This is a genomic window from Halospina denitrificans (genome assembly GCF_004364635.1).
In the GTDB taxonomy this organism is placed as follows: Bacteria; Pseudomonadota; Gammaproteobacteria; order Pseudomonadales; family Oleiphilaceae; genus Halospina; species Halospina denitrificans.
In genome coordinates this window covers 258,046-275,957 of record NZ_SOAX01000003.1, presented here as the reverse complement: position 1 = coordinate 275,957, position 17,912 = coordinate 258,046, and the positions used below count along the sequence as shown (strand labels likewise).

Here is a 17,912-nt window from a genome sequence, read left to right as displayed (position 1 = left end):
CCATTGTATCATTCTGACATTGCGGTTACTCGTGCAATCGGCGATGCGTTTATTTATCATGGCGCCCTGTTCGTGGCTCCCGGGTCACGGTCGCATTGCGCAAACTGGTTGAACTGTTAAGGAGTGGAGCGTGGAACTGGCCTGTCTTGACCTTGAAGGAGTGCTTATTCCAGAGATTTGGGTGGCCTTTGCAAAAAAGACGGGCATCCCGGAACTGGAGGCAACCACGCGTGATGTGCCGGACTATGATCAGCTCATGCAGCAGCGGCTACGGTTGCTGAGCGAGCATGGGTACGGGTTTCCGGCGATCCAGGAGGTGATTGGTGAGCTCGAGCCACTTCCGGGCGCACCGGAATTCCTGACCTGGCTGCGCAAGCATTTCCAGGTTGTCATACTCTCGGATACCTTCTACGAGTTTGCCATGCCGCTGATGGCCAAGCTGGGCTATCCGACACTGCTGTGCCACCGGCTCGGGGTGGGGGCTGACGGTACCATCGAAAACTATTTCCTGCGCCAGCCGGACCCGAAACGCCAGGCGGTACGGGCGTTTCAGCTGTTGAATATGCGGTGCATTGCCACGGGCGATTCCTACAACGACACCACCATGCTGAAACAGGCGGAAGCGGGCATCCTCTTCCACGCGCCGGAGAACGTGATTACCGAATTTCCCCAGTTCCCGGCGGTTCATGATTTTGACGGCCTGAGGGCCGAGTTCCTGAAGGCGAGTAACGAACACCCGGACGGCTGAATCACGCGTTCAGGTTTTCGAGGGTATCCATGAACAGTCGCACCTTGTTGATGGATTCCCGGTATTCCTCCTCGGGAACTGAATCCGCGACAATGCCGCCTCCGCCCTTGCAGTCCACGGTGCCCTGCCGGCATTCAAGGGTGCGGATGGCGATTGTGCTGTCAAAACCGTTCCTGGGTGTCCAGTGAAAGAAGGAACCGCAATAGGCCCCCCTTGGGACTGGCTCAAGTTCCCGGATGATCTCCATTGCCCGCACCTTGGGCGCCCCCGTGATGGATCCGCCCGGAAAAGCGCTGAGTAGGAGGTCCAGCGGGGAGAGTTCCGGGGCAAGCCTGCCCGTCACCGTGCTGACCAGGTGGTGAACGTTGGCGAAGCTCTCCAGGGCAAACAGTGGCTCCGCGCGGACGGAACCAATCTCGCAGCACTTCCCCAGATCGTTTCTGAGCAGGTCCACGATCATCAGGTTCTCGGCGCGGTCCTTGGTGCTCGTCGTCAGTTCCCTGACCATTTCCCGGTCTTCCGCCTCTGTTGTCCCCCGTCTCCGGGTTCCCTTGATGGGTCGGGTTTCCACGGACCCATCGCGGTGAACCCGCAGGAACCGCTCAGGCGAGAGGCTCATGAGCTGGCGGGAGCCGGTGTCCAGGTAGACGGAGCAGGGGCTGGGGCTTGCATGGTGGAGGGCGATGTAGGCGTCCATCGGGTCGCCTTCATAGGTGGCGGTGAACTGCTGTGCGTAATTCACCTGATAGACATCGCCGGCCTGGATGTAGTCCCTGATCCGTTCGAGCTTGTGGAGGTATTCATCCCTCGACTGGGCGGGCTGGAACCCGGATTTCAGGAAAAACGCGGGACTGGTCGCCGTCGTTCGGGCGGCTTCAATCCTTTCCCGGACTCGCGCGCGCCTCGATGCCGGGCAGTCCGCGTGGAAGACCAGCTCAAGTTTGCCCGACTGAACCTCACGGATGATCGCCCAGTCGTATTCGGCAACCTGCACACCTGGCTGCGGTTCGCCGTTGCCGTAGCCGAGAAAGCCGATCTTCAGCGGGAGCCAGGCATCCGGTGAATCAGCCGACGCCTCGGGTGCCCGCCTTGCCCTCTGTGACAGCTCCGAGTTGTGACCGAAACCTGCAATCCGGGTCTCCCGGAAGTAGGGGGTCGCGGTCAGCATCTGAACAGCCGCGGGCTGGCTGGTCGACTCCGGCACGTCAAAGACGCAGCATCCGGGCTCCGTCGCGAACGCGCGGAGGAGGGCGCTCCAGTTGGAACCTGGCAGTGTCTGGTGGTCCTGCGTCATGACAGAGGGGGTCGGCCGATCGCTACTGAATGGGTGAGCAGTGAAAGGTGTCACATTTTAACGATTCATTCCACCAATGTGACCAGGCAGCAATGAGCCAGGCCCCGCTGTGAGGCACAATACCCTGTGTTGTATTCATTTCCCGGGAGGCTTTATGAAACTGAAGAGTATTGGTTTGGCGCTATTGATTGCTGGCGCACTGGTTGCCGTTGAGGCTCCGGCCCAGGAAGAGGGGATGACCCAGGAGAAAGCCAAGGAAATGGCATTCGGCCAGCTTTCCGAGGAGAAACAGAAGCAGGTCATTGCCATGCTCAAGAAGATTTTCAAGGACGCCAAGGGCAAGGCCGAAAAGAGTATTCGCGAAAACGGCAGTATGGTTCCCTATGGCTATGCCGCGAATAACCAAGGGCAGGGGCAGTTCCTGCACATTGACCCGGAGCAGAAGCTGAAGGCGGAAATGGCCGCCCACGCGATCCAGAAGACCATTATTACCAACGCTGTCCGCGGTGATCTGGCGGCGAGCGGGATGTTTCTCACAATGGGCGTCCCCCAGGGGCTTCAAGAGGAGACCCGGAAAAAGCTGGAAAAATCGATCAAGGGCGACCGCGGGATCGAGGATGTGCGCTTCCTGATGGTCGAGCTCCAGCACCTGGGCGGGCTGGGCCTGCTTATGACTGTCCCCTACTGGCAGAGCGACGAGGGTAAGTGGGTTTTCGGCGAGCCTGTTTCCCAGCAGGTTTCCCCGGAGCTGCAGCGGTCCGTTCAGCGCATCATGCGTAAGGCCTCTCAAAAGCAGGGCTCCGGAGGCAGTGATTCCTGAGGCAGGTGTTAAACCTATCACAGTTCATGCGCGGTCGGGTGCTCTGTCAGTCAGGTGTGAACCTCGTCACTTTTTGTTCTGATTGTCTAACCTAGAATCAATCATATCCGGTCAAGGTTGGCCGGATATAAAAATAAATCAATTTAGTCAATCTCCAAGGAGAACGATGATGAAAGGCCTGAATAAACTTGCACTCGCAACAGCCGTAGCTGCTGCTCCCTTCGCCACCCAGGCGATGGAACCGATGTCCGACCAGGCTATGGGCGAAACCACTGGCCAGGCTGGCGTTACCATCGAGCTCAGCACTGAAATGAGCATCGACCAGATCGCTTACAGCCAGGGCGCTGACACAGGTTCCTTCCTGGTCAACAACCTGGAAGTTGGCGGTATCGGTACTGATGCTGCCCAGGGCTTTGGCGATGCTCTGGACATGGAAATCAACGTCGACCTTCCTGAGCAGGGCGACACTCTGAGCACATACGGCTCCAAGGCTGGCAACGATGATGGGCTTGGTGGCGAAGATCTGACCCTGAACGACGGTGATGCGCTGATCTCAGTGCAGAGCTATAACGAAGTTGATGGCGAAGCTCAGCCTGTTGATCTGCGCATGGAAATGGGCACTGCCAGCGATAGCAACCCGGACGGCGAAGATGCTGCATTCCAGCTGTCTGATTCTGACGGTTCCAACACGGCAACTCTGGTTTCCGAGCTGAAGGCGGACGTGTTCCTGACTCAGCTGGACATCATTGCTCGCAATGACGCAACAGACACCGGTGTTGGTTCCGACGCCAACGGTGCACTCGAGATCGAAGCGGCATTCGCCGTTGATGATCTGGACGCTCAGTTCGACGTTGCCTCTGTTGGCATCGAGAACATGCGCATGGCCGGCGCCGGCTCCCTCGGCGTCCTGAAGGGTGCGAGCCAGGGCAGTGGCGAAGTTCTCGGCGGCGGCGCAGCCATCGTCAGCATGGATATCGGCCAGGGCGGCACTCTGAGCGGCACCGGTCCGAGCGAGACCCTGCGTGTTAACCTGGCGAACTTCCAGGCTGACATCTGGATGCCGACCATCACTGTTGGTAACAATGGTAGCACTTCCGCAGAGCGCAGCATTGGTTCTGTAGGCATCTCCAACCTGCAGGTTACCAACACCGAGATGTCCATCTACGGCCGCGAATAACATCGCAGATACGTAGCTTGAAAGATAAAGGTCACCCTTCGGGGTGGCCTTTTTTTGTGTTTATGGGGCCGCGACATGGCTGGCGACAGATCAGAAGTCCAGTTTGCTAATTGGGAAATGCTCCGCATACGCGGTTCCAGAAGAAGCGTATAGTCGGAATGAAATCGTTGTGGCGATTTATTGTGCAGTAACCGCATCCTGGGAGATTGCGGCTCAGTGGATTGGGGGAAGAGCTAATGGCAAAAAAGAATAAACAGACTTCTGTAGCGGGTAAACGACATTCCGGAGGGGCTGTAGGAAAGAACAAAGGAGCCTCCATTCGGGAGCCGGATGCTCTATCCGAAGCCCGGCAGCGGCTCTTACAGGCCACCAGCGCACAGGAAATTGCCGCTGCCGCCAAACAAATGCTTCACATTGATCCGGCTTGCGTAGACGCGTGGAGGTGTTTGGCGCCACTCCAGTTGGATGCGGGAAAGTCTGAGGAGGCGTTGATCAGCTTTTCCAGGGCCCTGCGAATTGAGCCCGACGACGAAAAACTGCTAGAGCATTATATCCTTCATGCGCTGACTCAAGAGTACTATTTTGATGCACTCTGTGCAGCGCGTCATTGGGTGGATGTTGCAAAAGAAAAACCGGTAACAGCCACTAAGCTTCTCGCCGGATTGTATGGGTTGCTCGGCAAACCGGTTCTGAGTGCCGAGTGGGGGCTTGCGTCGGCATCAATTCAGCCACTTGCGAGCAGTGACGCCAGTGAGAAGCCCAGGCTTTCCGTTCTGGTGCTTGGGACCCAGGATAATGTTCCCTACCATTATGACCATTCCCAGCGCCAAGTGATGATCAATGAAGGCCATAACAACCTGATGCACATGGTTGATAGAGGCTCGATCAGTATACATTCACTGTCTGTGGATGCCGCCCAGGAACAGCCAGAGGTGCTGAAGCAGCTTCCGGAGATCGACGTCGTTTATAACAGTATTACCGATGCGGGACGCTGTGAGGAAGCGTTGAAGAAAGCGAAGAAGATCTGCAACAAGCTGAAGCTGCCGGTGATCAACCCGCCGCAGGAAGTGCTTCGTACGACCCGCGCGGAGAATGCGGAACGCTTGGGTGAATGCGAAGGGCTGCTTATGCCGAAAAGTGTCTCCCTTGGCCGCGTCAAGGGCGATATCAGCCAGCCAGTGCGCGAAGCTATTGCGAACAATGGCATGAAGGCTCCCGTTATTGTCAGGCCCTCTGGTTACCAGAACGGTCGCCACATGTACCTTATTGATAAACCGGAATCGACGCCTGTATCCATCAGTGATGAGGCGGAGGTGTATGTTCTGCAGTACCACGATGTGACTTTTACGGACGCGCGTGCTCCGGGGCATCGGTTTCATCCCAAATACCGCGCCTTTATGGTTGGCGGCAAGCTGTATCCGGCGCATCTTCGGATGGGGCACGACGGGGATTGGAACGTCCATGGTGAAGAAACCCGTAAAGCGTTCCGGAAATTCCCATGGCTTTATGACGCAGAAAAGGATTTCATCGAGAATCCGGCTGCGCATTTTGAATCCGATGCCTGGGAGAACCTTGAAAAGGCGCTCCAGATACTGGATCTCGATTATTTCGGAGTTGATTTCGCCGTCTGCACGGAAGAAGAGAATGCCGGCAAGGTTGTCGTCTTCGAAACCAACGCCAGTATGCGCAGCTTTCTCCGGCAGACCTACCAGAACACGCCCGAGAATGATGCGGCGCTGGACATTGTACTGGCAGCTCACCGTATGTTCTGCAAACGCGCAGGCGTTTCCGAGTGGGATTTCGAACCGCCGCGCGGACTTGAAGGGCCGGCCCAGGAACACGATTTTGAGGCGGACCCGGCAGACCCAACCGTCACGCATGTCCTTTTCAGCGGCGATCTTCAGGGCCATGGCTTCCGCGAATGGCTCTGGCACGAACTGCACAAGCATAACCTTAAGGGGTGGCTCAGGAATCTCGCCGACGGTCGGGTAGAGGCCGTGGTGGCCGGCAGTAAGGCGGCCGTTGAGCATCTGCTGAAAGATCCGAAAGGGCCTGAAGGGGCTTCCATTGAAAACGTGGACAGGGAGCGTTGGACAGGGGCAGTTCCGCAAGGGGTCAGAGTCCATGAAACCGTGGATGAACCTGTTGGGGTTACTACTGAAACTGCTGAAGCCTAACCGGGCACCGGGCGGGGGTGACCATGGCCAATCTTGATCCGGACGACTTCGGTTCCCTGGCGCGTTTTTTCCATGAGGCGCTCGAGGCGGGGTTGGAGCATTACAGGGGCCTTGAGGACGTGCCGGTGTGGCAGCCTGCGCCGGAGGCTGCCTGGCGTGCCTTTACAGGCCCCGTGCCCCGGGAGGGCCAGCCCCCTGAGCAGCTTCTGGATCACTTCCGGGATTACCTGATTCCCTATACCAACGGCAACCTGCATCCGGGATTTTTCGGCTGGGTGCATGGCAGCGGCAATCTCTATGGTGCGTTGGGGGAACTCTGCTCCGCTCTGTTGAACAACAACCTTGGGGGCCGTAATCACATCGCGCACGCGGTGGAAGCCCAGGTCATCCAGTGGAGCCGGGAGCTGTTCGGCTTTCCGTCGAACAGTTCCGGGCTGTTGGTCAGCGGGACCTCAATGGCTTCGGTTATTGCGCTTGCCGTTGCCCGTCAGTGGGCATTGGGCGAAGAGGTCAAAAAGGAGGGCGTCCAGGGGAAAGGGCCCGTTCTGGTTGGCTATTGTTCAACCCAGACCCATGGGGCCCTGGTCAAAGCGTTCCAGTTGCTTGGCCTGGGCAGCGATGCATTGCGCCGCGTTCCGGTCCGTGACGATCACTCGCTCGACACGGAGGCCCTGCGCGAGGCCATTGCGAATGATCGGCGCGCCGGGTTCAAACCCTTCGCCATCATTGGCACGGCCTGCACGGTTAACACAGGCGCTATTGATGACCTGGCTGATCTTGCTGATATCTGTGAACAGGAGCAGCTCTGGTTTCATGTGGATGCGGCATTCGGAGCGGCTCTGGCTCTGCTCGAGGAGTATGCGGACGACCTTGAGGGGCTGAATCGTGCGGATTCAGTGGGCTTCGACTTCCATAAATGGTTCCAGGTTCCTTACGCCGTTGGCGGTGTGCTCGTACGTGATGCGGCGGCCCACCGGAGCACGTTTTCGGAACCTGTTGAGTACCTTGAAACCCAGTCCCTCGGCCTTGAAGCGGGCGCTCCCTGGCCCTGCGACCTTGGGCCTGAACTGTCCCGTGGATTCCTGGCGCTGAAAGTCTGGTTCACCTTCCAGGGGGTGGGCCTCGAAAACATGGCGGCCAGTGTCAGAAAGCACTGCAGGCTGGCGCGTGAACTGGAAAGCCGCGTCAACGCTGCTGACGATCTGGAGCTGCTTGCGCCGGTCCGCAGCAATATTGTGTGCCTGCGGTATCAGCCGCCTGGGGCCAACGCCGCCGTGGAATGTTCGGAGTATTATCTGAATGCGCTGAACAGGGCCATTGTCACGCAGCTTCAGCTTCAGGGCGTATCCGCACCGTCTACCACCAAACTGGATGGGTCCCTGGCGATTCGTGTCGCCATTGTGAATCACAGGACGGAATGGGAGCATCTCGATCAGCTGCTTCATCATACCCGGCGTATTGGCGAGCAACTGGACCAGTGCTACCCGGCACTGCTCAACCCAACGCACTGGCATTTCATGCAGGGCGGTGATGGCCGGCTCATCGTGGATCCGGTGACCGGGCTCAACCGCTATGGCTGTTCGCCGGCACCCCGGGACCATGCGTTCACGTTCGCTTCTTCGACAGCCTCATCCGTTTCGAGACAGGCTTACGAGGCCGCAGAGCATTACCGACAGCAGCTGCTGCACGACCTGGTCCCGGGTGATCCCGGTAAGGTTATCCCGGACTGTTTCCGTCAGCTTGAGCAGAGGCTTATGCAGCTACTGGGGCTGGCTGACCTGGCGCCGTCTGTTTTTCTTGTCCCCTCCGGAACCGACGCACAGCTTCTGGCTGTTGGGGTGGCCGCGAATGATTCCTCCGCCTCCTGGGTCAGCGTTGTCTGTATGGCCGATGAAACAGGCTCTGGTACACCGGAGTCGGTAACCGGACGGCATTTTGATGATGAAACCTGTCTGGGTGTTCCGGTAACCCGGGGTGAACGGCTGGCTGGCATGCCCTCCATTGACTACAGCGCCGTCGATGTCCACAACGAAGCCGGGGCGATTCGCTCCCCTGCGGAAATGGATGCCGCGGTTGAGCGCCATGTCGGAACACTGGTGCGTGATGGCTACTCGGTCATTCTGCATGCCATGGAGCAATCGAAGCTTGGCAGGTGGTGCCCATCCAGGGACGTCATGGACCGGCTTAGAGCCAATTATGGTGACAAGCTCCAGATTGTTGTGGATGCCTGTCAGTTGCGAACGGATTGGGACGATCTGCGTTCCCACCTCGCTGACGGCGACATATTGCTTCTGACGGGTTCCAAGTTTTTCACGGGACCGCCTTTCAGTGGTGCTGCCGTTTTCCCTGATCAGGTGTGTCGCCGGATAACGGATACTCCCCAGCTACCGGAGGGGCTGTCTGAATATTTACCCTCGGATGCGCTGGGGGAATGGGCATCCATGGTTCCGGGTGCTGAAGCCGTTGTCCAGACAGGGGTGCTGCTGCGCTGGCGAGCAGCGTTAGCGGAGATAGAGCGGTATTACGCCGTACCAGACGCTCTCAGGATCGATGGCCTGAACCGGTTCAGCGAGCAGGTGATGAGCCTTCTTCGCGAGCATCCGCTGGTCGACCCGCTTTTTGAGTCGGATGATGAGTGGTGGGCCCGTGATGATTTTTCCGGCCGGGAACTTTCAAACCGCCGGAGTATCTTTCCGTTCCTGGTGAGAGAGTGTGCCGGTGGTGCCTGGCTCGACCCAGACCGGGCGAAAAAACTCTATCAGCTTCTGAACCAGGAACTTGAAACGGATACGCTCGAGCCATTGAGCGGTGATATGCAGCAGGCCGCGCGGCAGTGTTGCCACATCGGGCAACCGGTGCCGCTGAAAGGCACCCATACAGCCGCACTCCGGATCAGTATGGGAGCCAGGATCGTTTCAGACGGTTATGCTGCAGGTGATTCTTTCGAGCATCACCTGGAAGAGGAAATTCGTCAGATTGTGGTGATTCTCGACAAGATAAAGTTGTGCGTCAGTCAGTCGCTTGTCTGAGCGCTTATCCTTCCCTTGAAACTCTGTGACCTGTTCCCCATCTCTGGAAATCCATTAATTTCAGGCACTAGTACCCCACTGTAAAATTCCCCGGCAAATGGGGAGATTGGCGGATTCTTGACTGTTTTGACTGTCAGGTCAGTCACTGCAGTCATTATTTGAGTTTACTCAAAGGTCCATTTTTTAGCCTCATTTGGCCATTTTCAGGGGATTGGGGTGAACTCAGGGTTAACACTGTGAAACCTGTCGAATTGCCTGAATGGCGACCGAATGGAAAACGATCTGATACAAGGAGTACGTAATGAAAGGCCTGAATAAACTTGCATTTTTGACAGCAGTCGCTGCGACACCTTTTGCCAGCCAGGCGATGGAACCCATGTCCGATGCGGCAATGGGAGATACCACTGGCCAGGCAGGCGTGACCATTGAACTGGACGCCAACCTCAGCATGGACCAGATTGCCTACAGCCAGGGCGAGAACACTGGCTCCTTCCTGGTGAACAACGTCGACATTGGCGGTATTGGTGGCCCCTTCGGCGACAGCCTGGATCTGGCAATCAACATCGACCTGGTGGAAGACGGCCAGACACCGGATGATGTGAAGCCTGGCCAGAACCCCCGTCCGATCCAGCGTTCCGGCCTCAACGACGGCGATGCGCTGATTTCGTTGAAGAATATCAAGAACGATGGGTCCGCTCCCGTGGATGCCAGGATCAAGATTGGTGAAGGGGATGCCACGGATAACAGCAACAACGGCAACGCCTTCCAGCTTGCGTCCTCCGATGGCAGCAACTCAGCCACGCTGATCTCGGACCTGGATATGGACGTGTTCCTTTCCCAGCTCGATATCATCGCGAAGATCGAGGACCTGCAGGGCAACACGGGAACCCAGGGTTCACTGGGTATTGATGTGGCCTTCGCCATCGACCAGCTGGACGTAAGTTTCGATGTTGCTTCCGTCTCCCTGGAAGGCATGCGCATGGCCGGCCCGGGCTCGATGCCCAACCTCCAGGAGCCGGCGAACATCGGAACCGGTGGTTCGGTCACCAATCCGGCTGTTGCCAGCATGGACATCGGTGTCGGTGGGGCTGCAAACCCCGAGGTCAGTGAAGCGCTGAACATCAATCTGTCGACCTTCGAGGCGGATATCTGGATGCCGACCATCAACGTGGGCAATAACACGGGTGGTGCCAGCATCGGATCCGTGGCCATCAGCCAGATGGTGCTTACGGATACACAGATGGCCGTCTACGGTCGCGACTGAGTGCAGGGTCTGCACCTGAAGAGCCACCCTCCGGGGTGGCTTTTTGCGTAGACGGGCAATGCTCAGACATGGAGTTGGAGTTATGAAATTGGATACACGAATAGTTATTGCTGGCTTACTGAGTCTGCTGTTCAGCGTCCAAGCGTCGGCCTCTTCCGTCGTGGCCGATGTGAAGGTGGAGTTTGATCCCAGGAACCAGGCAATCCCCTTCCCCTATGATCTGCTGTTCGAGGCGGATGTGACCAGTGCCGATCAGCTCGACGGCACCCTTAACATTCCCGTGGAGAACCCGAATGACAGTGCCTCCTCCGTACCCATGGCGCTCAATACCCTGGACGGATTCTCAACCGTCGGCGCCTGGCGGGTGGCATTCACCGGAGACGTCAAACCCGAGACCCTCGTTGGCGGTGAGACGGTTAGGGTCTTCAAAATGGCGAATGACGGGGAGAACTACCCGGCGCGCGTCAGGCCCCACGGCGTCGAGCGTGAGCTGACACCGGGAGAGGATTACCGGCTCAGCTATGATCCGGAACAGCGCGCCCTGCAGATCATTCCCGCGGAGCCGCTGGATTACAACACCAACTACACGGTCGTGATCGCGGAAGGTGTTGAGGACACGGATGGTGACAAGGTGGGGTATATGACGCCCTGGCTGGCCGCCCGGAACCTGGATCAGCTGGACCAGTGCGATGAGCCGGTGAAGGAGTCCCAGGCGTTGCTGCAGTGCACCACCAACCGGGCCATTGAGCCGATCGAGGAGGATCCGGCCTTTGAGATCGGTCGCTATGACATGCTCATGGCCTGGGGGATTACCACCCAGCGGATGGATTCAACCTTTGCCTCGGCGGCAACCTTCATCGGGAACGACGGGCTGAAGTCGCTCTTCAACGAGACCGATGCCGAGTGCACCTCCGTGATCTGCCTCGTGAACCTGGATGAGGCCACGGGTGAGGAGGCACCGCCCACACCCGGTGGCAAGGCACGGATTCTCCCGGGCAGCATCCGGCTTCCCTACGGCATAGCAGAAGCGTCGGACCTGTCACCCGGGTCGCCGGATAATGACTTCAACCCAACCCCGGCAGAGGATGATGCGCCCCTGAGCGGGAACTGGGAATGCCAGGAGGGGCCTTGCAATGCGGATGATGTTCGGGGCAGTGCGTCCGGAGAGTCACTGATCCAGACCGTGCAGACCGCGCCTCTGGTCATGGCGGTTCCGGATCCGAGCGCCGGTGGGGTTCCCGAGCCGAGCGGAGATGGCTATCCGGTGGTGATCTTCCAGCATGCGATCAAGCAGAACCGCTCCAATGCGTTGGCGGTTGCGGATCGCCTGGCCCAGGAAGGCTTCGCGGTTGTCGCCATCGACATGCCGCTCCATGGACTGGTCGAGCGCAATATCGAGAACCCGGACCTGACCGACCTTTACGCGCCCAATTTCAACTTCCGGCTCTATGACTCGGCCATTACGAGTCCCTGCTGGATCTTCTGTGACGGCGACATCGAGTGGGCCAAGGGGATGCGCGGCGCCTTGCCCGTGACCTATGAGCGGACCCAGTATCTGGATCTCGTCAGCGAGTCCGGGGACCAGAGCAACGGGGAGGTTGATGGATCCGGAGCGCATTTCCTGAACCCCTCCCAGCCGTTGACCCAGCGGGATAACCTGCGCCAGGGCGCGTTGGATCTGGTTGCACTGGCTCACCACCTGCGTAACGGCGATGTCTCGGAGTGTGGTACCAAACTGTTCAGTGACGGCTTCGCCGGGCCGGACTGCGGCAAGAACGCGGCGCTCAGTCAGATTGATACCAGCGAGCTCCACTTCGTTGGCCACTCCGTGGGCAACATTGTTGCGGCGCCCTTCCTGTCCTGGGATGCCCGCATTGAATCGGTCTCCATGCTGGCGCCCGTTGGCGGCCTGATGCGCGCCCTTGAAGGCAGCGAAACGATTGGCTCGCAGCTCCGTGCAGGGCTTGCCGAGAGCGGCGTTGTGCCCGGCACCGAGGACTACTACCGGTTCTTCGCATCCGTGCAGGCAGCGATCGACAGCGCCGAGCCACTCAACCATGCGGGTGCGATCGGGAAGGGCGCCAATGGCCAGAAGCGTCCCGTCTATCTCAGCCAGATCCTTGGCAATGACGGGTCATCAGGGGCCGGCGAAACCCCGGCGGATCTGGTGCTGCCGCCATCCGTCGAAGGGCGTCCGTTGGCCGGCAGTACGCCGCTGCTCGAGGCCGTGGGGTTGAACAAGGCGCCCACTGTTGCGGATGACCCTGGATCAGGGCCGCTGACACTGGATGCGGGTTACCACAATGGCGGTGTGCTGCAGGCAGCGCTCGGGTTCCGTTTCGGAACGCACGCATCGCCCCTGAAGCCCGTGACAGAGGACAGCGATCCGCGCCAGGGTGACGGTGCAACCTTCCCGGTCTACCGGGGCGAGCAGGTGCACAACGAGATGCAGAACCAGCTCGCGGACTTCCTGAGCCAGGGCGGTTCAGAAGTTACTGTTGGAGATGTGACCCTGGTTGAGGCGAGAGACTGAAGGAACCGGGGTAAACGAAAAAGGGGGCCACAATGTGGCCCCCTTTTTTATGCGTGCCTGTCAGGGACGCGGCTGTCAGTCCGGAACCGCGATGGAAAGATCAAACCCACCACCAGCCCGCGGCTGCAGCTGCACCGGTCCTTCATTGATGGCGTGAGGCACGTCAATCTGGTCAACACCAGGCAGATTATTGCCGATCTTGAAATCCACGGTGTTGCCGTCATAGGCCAGACCAAGCTGGTCATTGAAATAGTTTCTGGCGAAAGGTGCATCGGGAATTTCAGGCCGGCTCACACCGAAAAGCGGTGGCGTGGGCAGCGCGGTCTGGATCTGCGGCTGGGCGCTTGCCAGCTGATCGGACGTCAGGAAGAGTGAATCCCGGATGAACTGCTCTTCCGCCACCTGCTGCGCCTCTTTCAGGCTGTCCAGGCGCTGGTTCTGCATTGCCGTGGCGGTCTGGAGTTCTTCCGTTTCGGAACGGATGGGCTCGCCCGGGCGCACAATGGCCTGGATGGCCCTGGCCCGGGATTCCTCAATGGTGCGGGCCTCGCGATTACCCCTCGGAGATACTACGATGGCGGAATCACGAATGAAGGTGTCCACCATCTCGTCGGTGGACAGGGTTCGAACGCCTTCGGCAACGGCACTTGAACCTGCGATTGTCAGGCCCAGAGCGGCGGTGGCTAGAATGGGTTTGGCGCGCATGATGGTATGCCTCAGTTCATGATCCGTTATTATTCATAGTATTTGGGTATTGACACGGTTTTGCAATAGTGATTACTGCGTAGCCGGTGCGGTTTCGTTAATAAGCGTGACGACCTTCAAGACTTGGTGACTGAATGCGAAAATTGTGGTGGCGCTGGATTAACCGGCGTATTCCCCGCTCCGATGAGTACCGCCTGGGGCGGCGCAATATCTTTGTCCTCCCGACCCGCGAAGGGGTCATGTTTGCGGGGTTGCTCATCCTCTGTCTGCTCACTGGCATCAACTACCAGAACAGCCTGATCTACCTCTTCACCTTTTTTCTGGGAACGGCTTTCTACGGCACCATCTTCCAGACTTACCGCAACCTGGATGACCTGCACATCGCGGTCATCTCCGTCGGGCAGGGGGTGGCCGGAGAAGTTATTCCGCTGCATCTGAGGTTGTCCGCAACCGATGGGGTGGCACGACCATCACTGCTTTTCTCCGCGCCGGATCAGAGCGCGCTCCCTGTTTCCGTGGACGAGGAAGCCAGCCAGCAGGTCGCTGTGCCAGTGCCTTCAGTGCGGCGGGGCTATGTCCAGGTTCCACCTGTTCGGATCCAGACGGACTTTCCCTTTGGTTTGATCCGCGCCTGGACCTGGATACGACCCCAAAGCAGGGGCGTTGCGACACCAAGGCCGGTGATGCCGCCCCAAGCCGGGCAGGCCGTCGATGAAAACAGCACTGAGTCGCCGGACGTCCCGGTCCATGACAGCGGCCAGGCCGATATCCGCCTGCGGCCCTACCGCGTCGGGGATGCGCTGCGCCGTGTGAGCTGGAAGCGCTTCGCCCGGACGGGGCACATGACGGTGGCCGACTGGGACTCGCCACCCGCTGATCCCAGCTGGATCGACTGGGACCAGTATCCGGGGGTGGACCGGGAACTGCGCCTGAGCTATCTCGCCTGGCAGGTTGAGGATGCCTACAGCAATGAGCGCCCCTTTGGGCTGAAGCTGCCCGGGCACGTTTTTCCTCCTGAGCTGACTGAGGGCCATTACCGGAGCTGCCTTGAGGCGCTCGGAACCTTCGGAGAGGATGGAGGGCTGTCATGAGCGTGTCGAGACTCCATTCGGGCTCGCTGAGAGGCGTCGATTTCTGGTTTGCGGCCTACGTGCTGATACTGCTGGCCCAGGTGGGGCGCTTGCCGCTGTGGCTGTCGGGATTTGCCGCCGTGCTCGGTGTTCTGGGTTGGATCATACGCAGGCAGGGCCGCAGGGGGATTCGCGGGCGCTGGCTGGCAGTACTGGCTCTGGGGGCGGCGGCGCTGTTCTGGGTCTTCTATCGGGGCCAGTTCACCGTGGATACGGCCGCGTCCTTCCTGGTGCTGACGGTTGCCCTGAAATGGCTCGAACTGAGGCGCCGGCGTGACCTGTTCATCCTGTTCTTCATCCTGTGTTACCTGGTCGTGGTCACGTTGCTGTTCCACCAGTCCATCCTCTGGGCGGTGGTTCTTCTTGCCAGCCTTTTCCTGCTATTTACCGGCCTCCAGGTGGCGCTGGGTGCCAGTGTGAGTGGGCTCTCGGGCCAGGCGCTGCGACGCTCCGGGTGGCTTTTCCTGAAGATGCTGCCGGTGGTTGCGTTTCTCTTTCTGCTCTTTCCCCGCGTGGGCCCCCTCTGGAGTGTTCCCCTGGTGTCGGACCAGGCAACAACGGGGCTGAGTGACGAGATGACGCCAGGCGGTATCACCAGTCTGGTGCAGAATGACGAGCGCGCCTTCCGGGCAACCTTTGGCGGTGAGCCACCTCCGCGGTCCCAGCGCTACTGGCGCGCCCTGATCCTGGACCGCTTTGATGGACGCACCTGGAGCCGGCACGAGTTTGATGAAAGGGAGGGGCTGACCCGTGTTTCCGAGTCCGCGCCTTCGGATTCCCTGGAACCGGGCGAATACGAGGTCCTGCTCGAGCCCCATGGCCGGCGCTGGGGATTCGGCCTGAAGGACAGTGTTCCGGCATCGTCCAACGTGGGCATGGATTTCCGGGGCCTGCCGCGCTTTGAGCGCAGCGTCGATACCCAGACCCGCTACCGGATGAAACGGGATTCCGAGACCGAGCCGAGGCAGCTGTCGCGCTCGGGGCGGCGTTTTTACACGCAGCTTCCGGAGGATGGCAACGAAGAAACACGGGAGTGGGTGGCGCGCGAGCGCCGAGAGGCCGGGAATAAAGAGGCGCTGGTCCGGCGGTTCATGAACCATTTCCGCGAGAAACCCTTTCATTATACGCTGCAACCGCCTGAGCTGGAGGACAACCCTGTTGACGAGCTGCTGTTTGAAACCCGCTCCGGGTTCTGTGAGCACTATGCGAGCGCGCTGGCCTTCATGCTGCGGACTGCGGAGATACCGGCACGGATCATGACCGGTTATCTGGGGGGCGAACCCGGGCTCAATAATGACTATCTGATCGTGCGCCAGTATGATGCCCACGCCTGGGTTGAGGCGTGGTTCCCGGACAGGGGCTGGGTGCGTCTGGACCCCACGGCCATGATTGCGCCGGAACGCATCGAATCCGGCCTGGAAGCGGCTATGTCGGGCGAGGGCAGCTTCCTGCAGGATGATCTGTTTTCCCCGCAGCGTTACCGGGATATTGGCTGGGTGAACTGGGTCAGCCTGCGTCTCGACGCGGTGAACTATTACTGGCAGCGCTGGGTTGTCGGGTATGAGGGGCAGACTCAGCTGTCACTCTTTGAGAAAATGCCGGGCAGTATTGGCTTCCGGGAGCTTGGCCTGATCACGGCGGGTGCCGTGGCGCTCATCATCGGGGCGGCGGTTCTCTTTTCCGTGGTGCAGCAGCATCGCCGGCGTTTTCGTGATCCCTGGTACCGGCTCTATGATCGATGGTGCCGTTGGCTGGAGAAGCGAGGTGTTTGCGGGGCCCGCCACACCCCCGTTTCCGCCCAGGTGGAGGCAGCGGTGGCTGCCTTTCCGGAACAGGCGGAACGGATCCGGGCCTTTGGCAGCGTCATGAATCGCGTTTTCTATCAACCGGACACCGATCCCGGACCTGAACTGAAGCAAGCACGCCAGTTACTGGCCCGCATCAGGAGACAGACAATCCATGGCCGATCCCGAACTGCTGCCTCTTCAGGCGGATGAGCCCGAGCCATTACCCTGGCACGGTGACCTGTACGCCAGCATGGCCCGGCGCATCGGAGAAGGGCTGTTCCCGCACGCCAGCCTTCTTACCGGCCCAGCCGGTGTCGGCAAGACCGAGTTAGCTACTGCGCTGGCCGCATTGCTGGTCTGTGATGCGCCGGTGGAGCGTGGTTCGGGCGCTGTAGCCTGCGGCCAGTGCAAGCAGTGTCGGCTTTTCATCGGGGAGGGGCATCCTGACGCCCGCCTTCTTCACCCTACCGATCAGTCCCGTTTTGTGCGGATCCATCAGGTTCGGGCCCTGGCCACGTTCAGTATGGAGAGCCCCCAGGTGGCACGCCGCAAGGTGGCGCTGATCAGCCGGGCGGACCAACTCAATCTGAATGCGGCCAACGCACTACTCAAGACCCTGGAAGAGCCGCCCGCCGATACCTTCCTGATCCTTCTGCACCGGGCAGGGCAGCCGCTACTCCCCACAATCCGCTCCCGCTGCCAGGCGTTGCGGGTGGAGGCTCCGGATACCGAGACGGGCGTTGCCTGGCTGGGCGATCAGTGCCCGGGCAGCAGTGCCGCGGATCGTCTGACGGCCCTGCAGTGGGCGGGCGGGGCGCCGTTGGAGGCAAAACGCCTTCTCGAGGCGGAGCGTATCGGGCAGCGGCGCGAGTGTCTGCGCGCGCTGCAGCAGTATCTCAAGTCAGCGAACTCGCCTTCCGAGGCGGTGCAACCGTTTCTGAAGATGCCGTTTTCCGAGGCCCTGGATCTGCTTCAGGACTGGGCCCATGATCTGGCCAGGGCCGCCGCATCGCCGGAGGCGATTCGTGACGGGGAGGCGGCGGCCATGTTGCGGTTTCTGGCCGGCCGCCAGCATCCGGCACATCTTCACCAGGTGTACGAGGGCGTCAGGGAAGCGCGCCGTGGCATGGAGTATAACGTCAACCCGGAACTCGAACTGATTGGGCTCCTGGATCAGTGGCGTGCGCTGATGAGAAGGCCCGGGGTGGCAAAACAGGGCTGAGGCGCTAGACTGGAGGCAGTAAATTC

General features: G+C 59.7%; 12 protein-coding genes. 10 read left to right on the top strand and 2 right to left on the bottom strand.

Features of this window, described 5'->3' with window-relative positions:
• Positions 1 to 130: 130 nt before the first annotated feature.
• Entirely contained in the window at positions 131 to 748 is a 618-nt protein-coding gene (gene thrH, locus DES49_RS08210; RefSeq protein ID WP_133735925.1) for a bifunctional phosphoserine phosphatase/homoserine phosphotransferase ThrH, read from the top strand.
• A gap of 1 nt (position 749) precedes the next feature.
• Here thrH and pabB read toward each other — a convergent pair whose 3' ends face one another.
• Positions 750 to 2,042 carry an aminodeoxychorismate synthase component I gene (gene pabB / locus DES49_RS08205; RefSeq protein WP_133735924.1) on the bottom strand — a complete coding sequence of 431 codons (1,293 nt, stop codon included), beginning with the start codon at positions 2,040 to 2,042 and terminating at the stop codon, positions 750 to 752.
• A gap of 154 nt (positions 2,043 to 2,196) precedes the next feature.
• Between pabB and DES49_RS08200 the strand changes: the two genes are divergently transcribed.
• The 6 genes from DES49_RS08200 to DES49_RS08175 all read left to right on the top strand — a co-directional run bounded on the left by DES49_RS08200 (position 2,197) and on the right by DES49_RS08175 (position 13,042).
• A complete protein-coding gene (locus DES49_RS08200) occupies positions 2,197 to 2,862 on the top strand; it encodes a hypothetical protein (RefSeq protein ID WP_133735923.1) in 666 nt (221 codons plus the stop codon).
• A gap of 169 nt (positions 2,863 to 3,031) precedes the next feature.
• Entirely contained in the window at positions 3,032 to 4,039 is a 1,008-nt protein-coding gene (locus DES49_RS08195; protein WP_133735922.1) for a DUF6160 family protein, read from the top strand.
• A 221-nt stretch (positions 4,040 to 4,260) separates the two neighbouring features.
• The gene (locus DES49_RS15620) at positions 4,261 to 6,216 is read left to right on the top strand and encodes an acylphosphatase (protein ID WP_243864968.1); all 1,956 of its coding nucleotides are present in this window, start codon (positions 4,261 to 4,263) and stop codon (positions 6,214 to 6,216) included.
• Between the two features lie 23 nt (positions 6,217 to 6,239).
• Positions 6,240 to 9,245 (top strand): pyridoxal phosphate-dependent decarboxylase family protein, encoded by a 3,006-nt coding sequence (locus tag DES49_RS08185; RefSeq protein WP_133735921.1) that lies wholly within the window; start codon positions 6,240 to 6,242, stop codon positions 9,243 to 9,245.
• A gap of 301 nt (positions 9,246 to 9,546) precedes the next feature.
• Positions 9,547 to 10,509, top strand: a complete 963-nt coding sequence (locus DES49_RS08180; RefSeq protein ID WP_133735920.1) for a DUF6160 family protein — start codon at positions 9,547 to 9,549, stop codon at positions 10,507 to 10,509.
• Positions 10,510 to 10,591: 82 nt separating this feature from the next.
• Positions 10,592 to 13,042, top strand: a complete 2,451-nt coding sequence (locus tag DES49_RS08175) for an Ig-like domain-containing protein (protein ID WP_208297026.1) — start codon at positions 10,592 to 10,594, stop codon at positions 13,040 to 13,042.
• A gap of 75 nt (positions 13,043 to 13,117) precedes the next feature.
• Here DES49_RS08175 and DES49_RS08170 read toward each other — a convergent pair whose 3' ends face one another.
• Positions 13,118 to 13,747 carry a hypothetical protein gene (locus tag DES49_RS08170; RefSeq protein WP_133735918.1) on the bottom strand — a complete coding sequence of 210 codons (630 nt, stop codon included), beginning with the start codon at positions 13,745 to 13,747 and terminating at the stop codon, positions 13,118 to 13,120.
• Positions 13,748 to 13,881: 134 nt separating this feature from the next.
• Here DES49_RS08170 and DES49_RS08165 point away from each other — a divergent pair, with 134 nt between their 5' ends.
• Genes DES49_RS08165 through holB form a run of 3 tightly spaced genes read left to right on the top strand, consistent with a single transcriptional unit; the run spans position 13,882 to position 17,886 of the window.
• Positions 13,882 to 14,838 carry a DUF58 domain-containing protein gene (locus DES49_RS08165; protein WP_133735917.1) on the top strand — a complete coding sequence of 319 codons (957 nt, stop codon included), beginning with the start codon at positions 13,882 to 13,884 and terminating at the stop codon, positions 14,836 to 14,838.
• Positions 14,835 to 16,874, top strand: coding sequence for a transglutaminase TgpA family protein (locus DES49_RS08160; protein ID WP_133735916.1), 2,040 nt, complete (start codon positions 14,835 to 14,837; stop codon positions 16,872 to 16,874). The genes DES49_RS08165 and DES49_RS08160 overlap by 4 nt, the downstream gene beginning before the upstream one ends.
• The gene (gene holB, locus DES49_RS08155) at positions 16,837 to 17,886 is read left to right on the top strand and encodes a DNA polymerase III subunit delta' (RefSeq protein WP_133735915.1); all 1,050 of its coding nucleotides are present in this window, start codon (positions 16,837 to 16,839) and stop codon (positions 17,884 to 17,886) included. Before DES49_RS08160 ends, holB begins: the two co-directional genes overlap by 38 nt.
• Positions 17,887 to 17,912 lie beyond the last annotated feature (26 nt).

What these genes read in the sequence shown, in the direction of transcription:
- DES49_RS08200 (WP_133735923.1), top strand. Translation starts at nt 2,197, where the DNA reads ATGAAACTGAAGAGTATTGGTTTGGCGCTATTGATTGCTGGCGCACTG.
- DES49_RS08180 (WP_133735920.1), top strand. Translation starts at nt 9,547, where the DNA reads ATGAAAGGCCTGAATAAACTTGCATTTTTGACAGCAGTCGCTGCGACA.
- DES49_RS08195 (WP_133735922.1), top strand. Translation starts at nt 3,032, where the DNA reads ATGAAAGGCCTGAATAAACTTGCACTCGCAACAGCCGTAGCTGCTGCT.
- DES49_RS08185 (WP_133735921.1), top strand. Translation starts at nt 6,240, where the DNA reads ATGGCCAATCTTGATCCGGACGACTTCGGTTCCCTGGCGCGTTTTTTC.
- DES49_RS08165 (WP_133735917.1), top strand. Translation starts at nt 13,882, where the DNA reads ATGCGAAAATTGTGGTGGCGCTGGATTAACCGGCGTATTCCCCGCTCC.
- DES49_RS08175 (WP_208297026.1), top strand. Translation starts at nt 10,592, where the DNA reads ATGAAATTGGATACACGAATAGTTATTGCTGGCTTACTGAGTCTGCTG.
- holB (WP_133735915.1), top strand. Translation starts at nt 16,837, where the DNA reads ATGGCCGATCCCGAACTGCTGCCTCTTCAGGCGGATGAGCCCGAGCCA.
- pabB (WP_133735924.1), bottom strand. Translation starts at nt 2,042, where the DNA reads ATGACGCAGGACCACCAGACACTGCCAGGTTCCAACTGGAGCGCCCTC.
- DES49_RS08160 (WP_133735916.1), top strand. Translation starts at nt 14,835, where the DNA reads ATGAGCGTGTCGAGACTCCATTCGGGCTCGCTGAGAGGCGTCGATTTC.
- DES49_RS08170 (WP_133735918.1), bottom strand. Translation starts at nt 13,747, where the DNA reads ATGCGCGCCAAACCCATTCTAGCCACCGCCGCTCTGGGCCTGACAATC.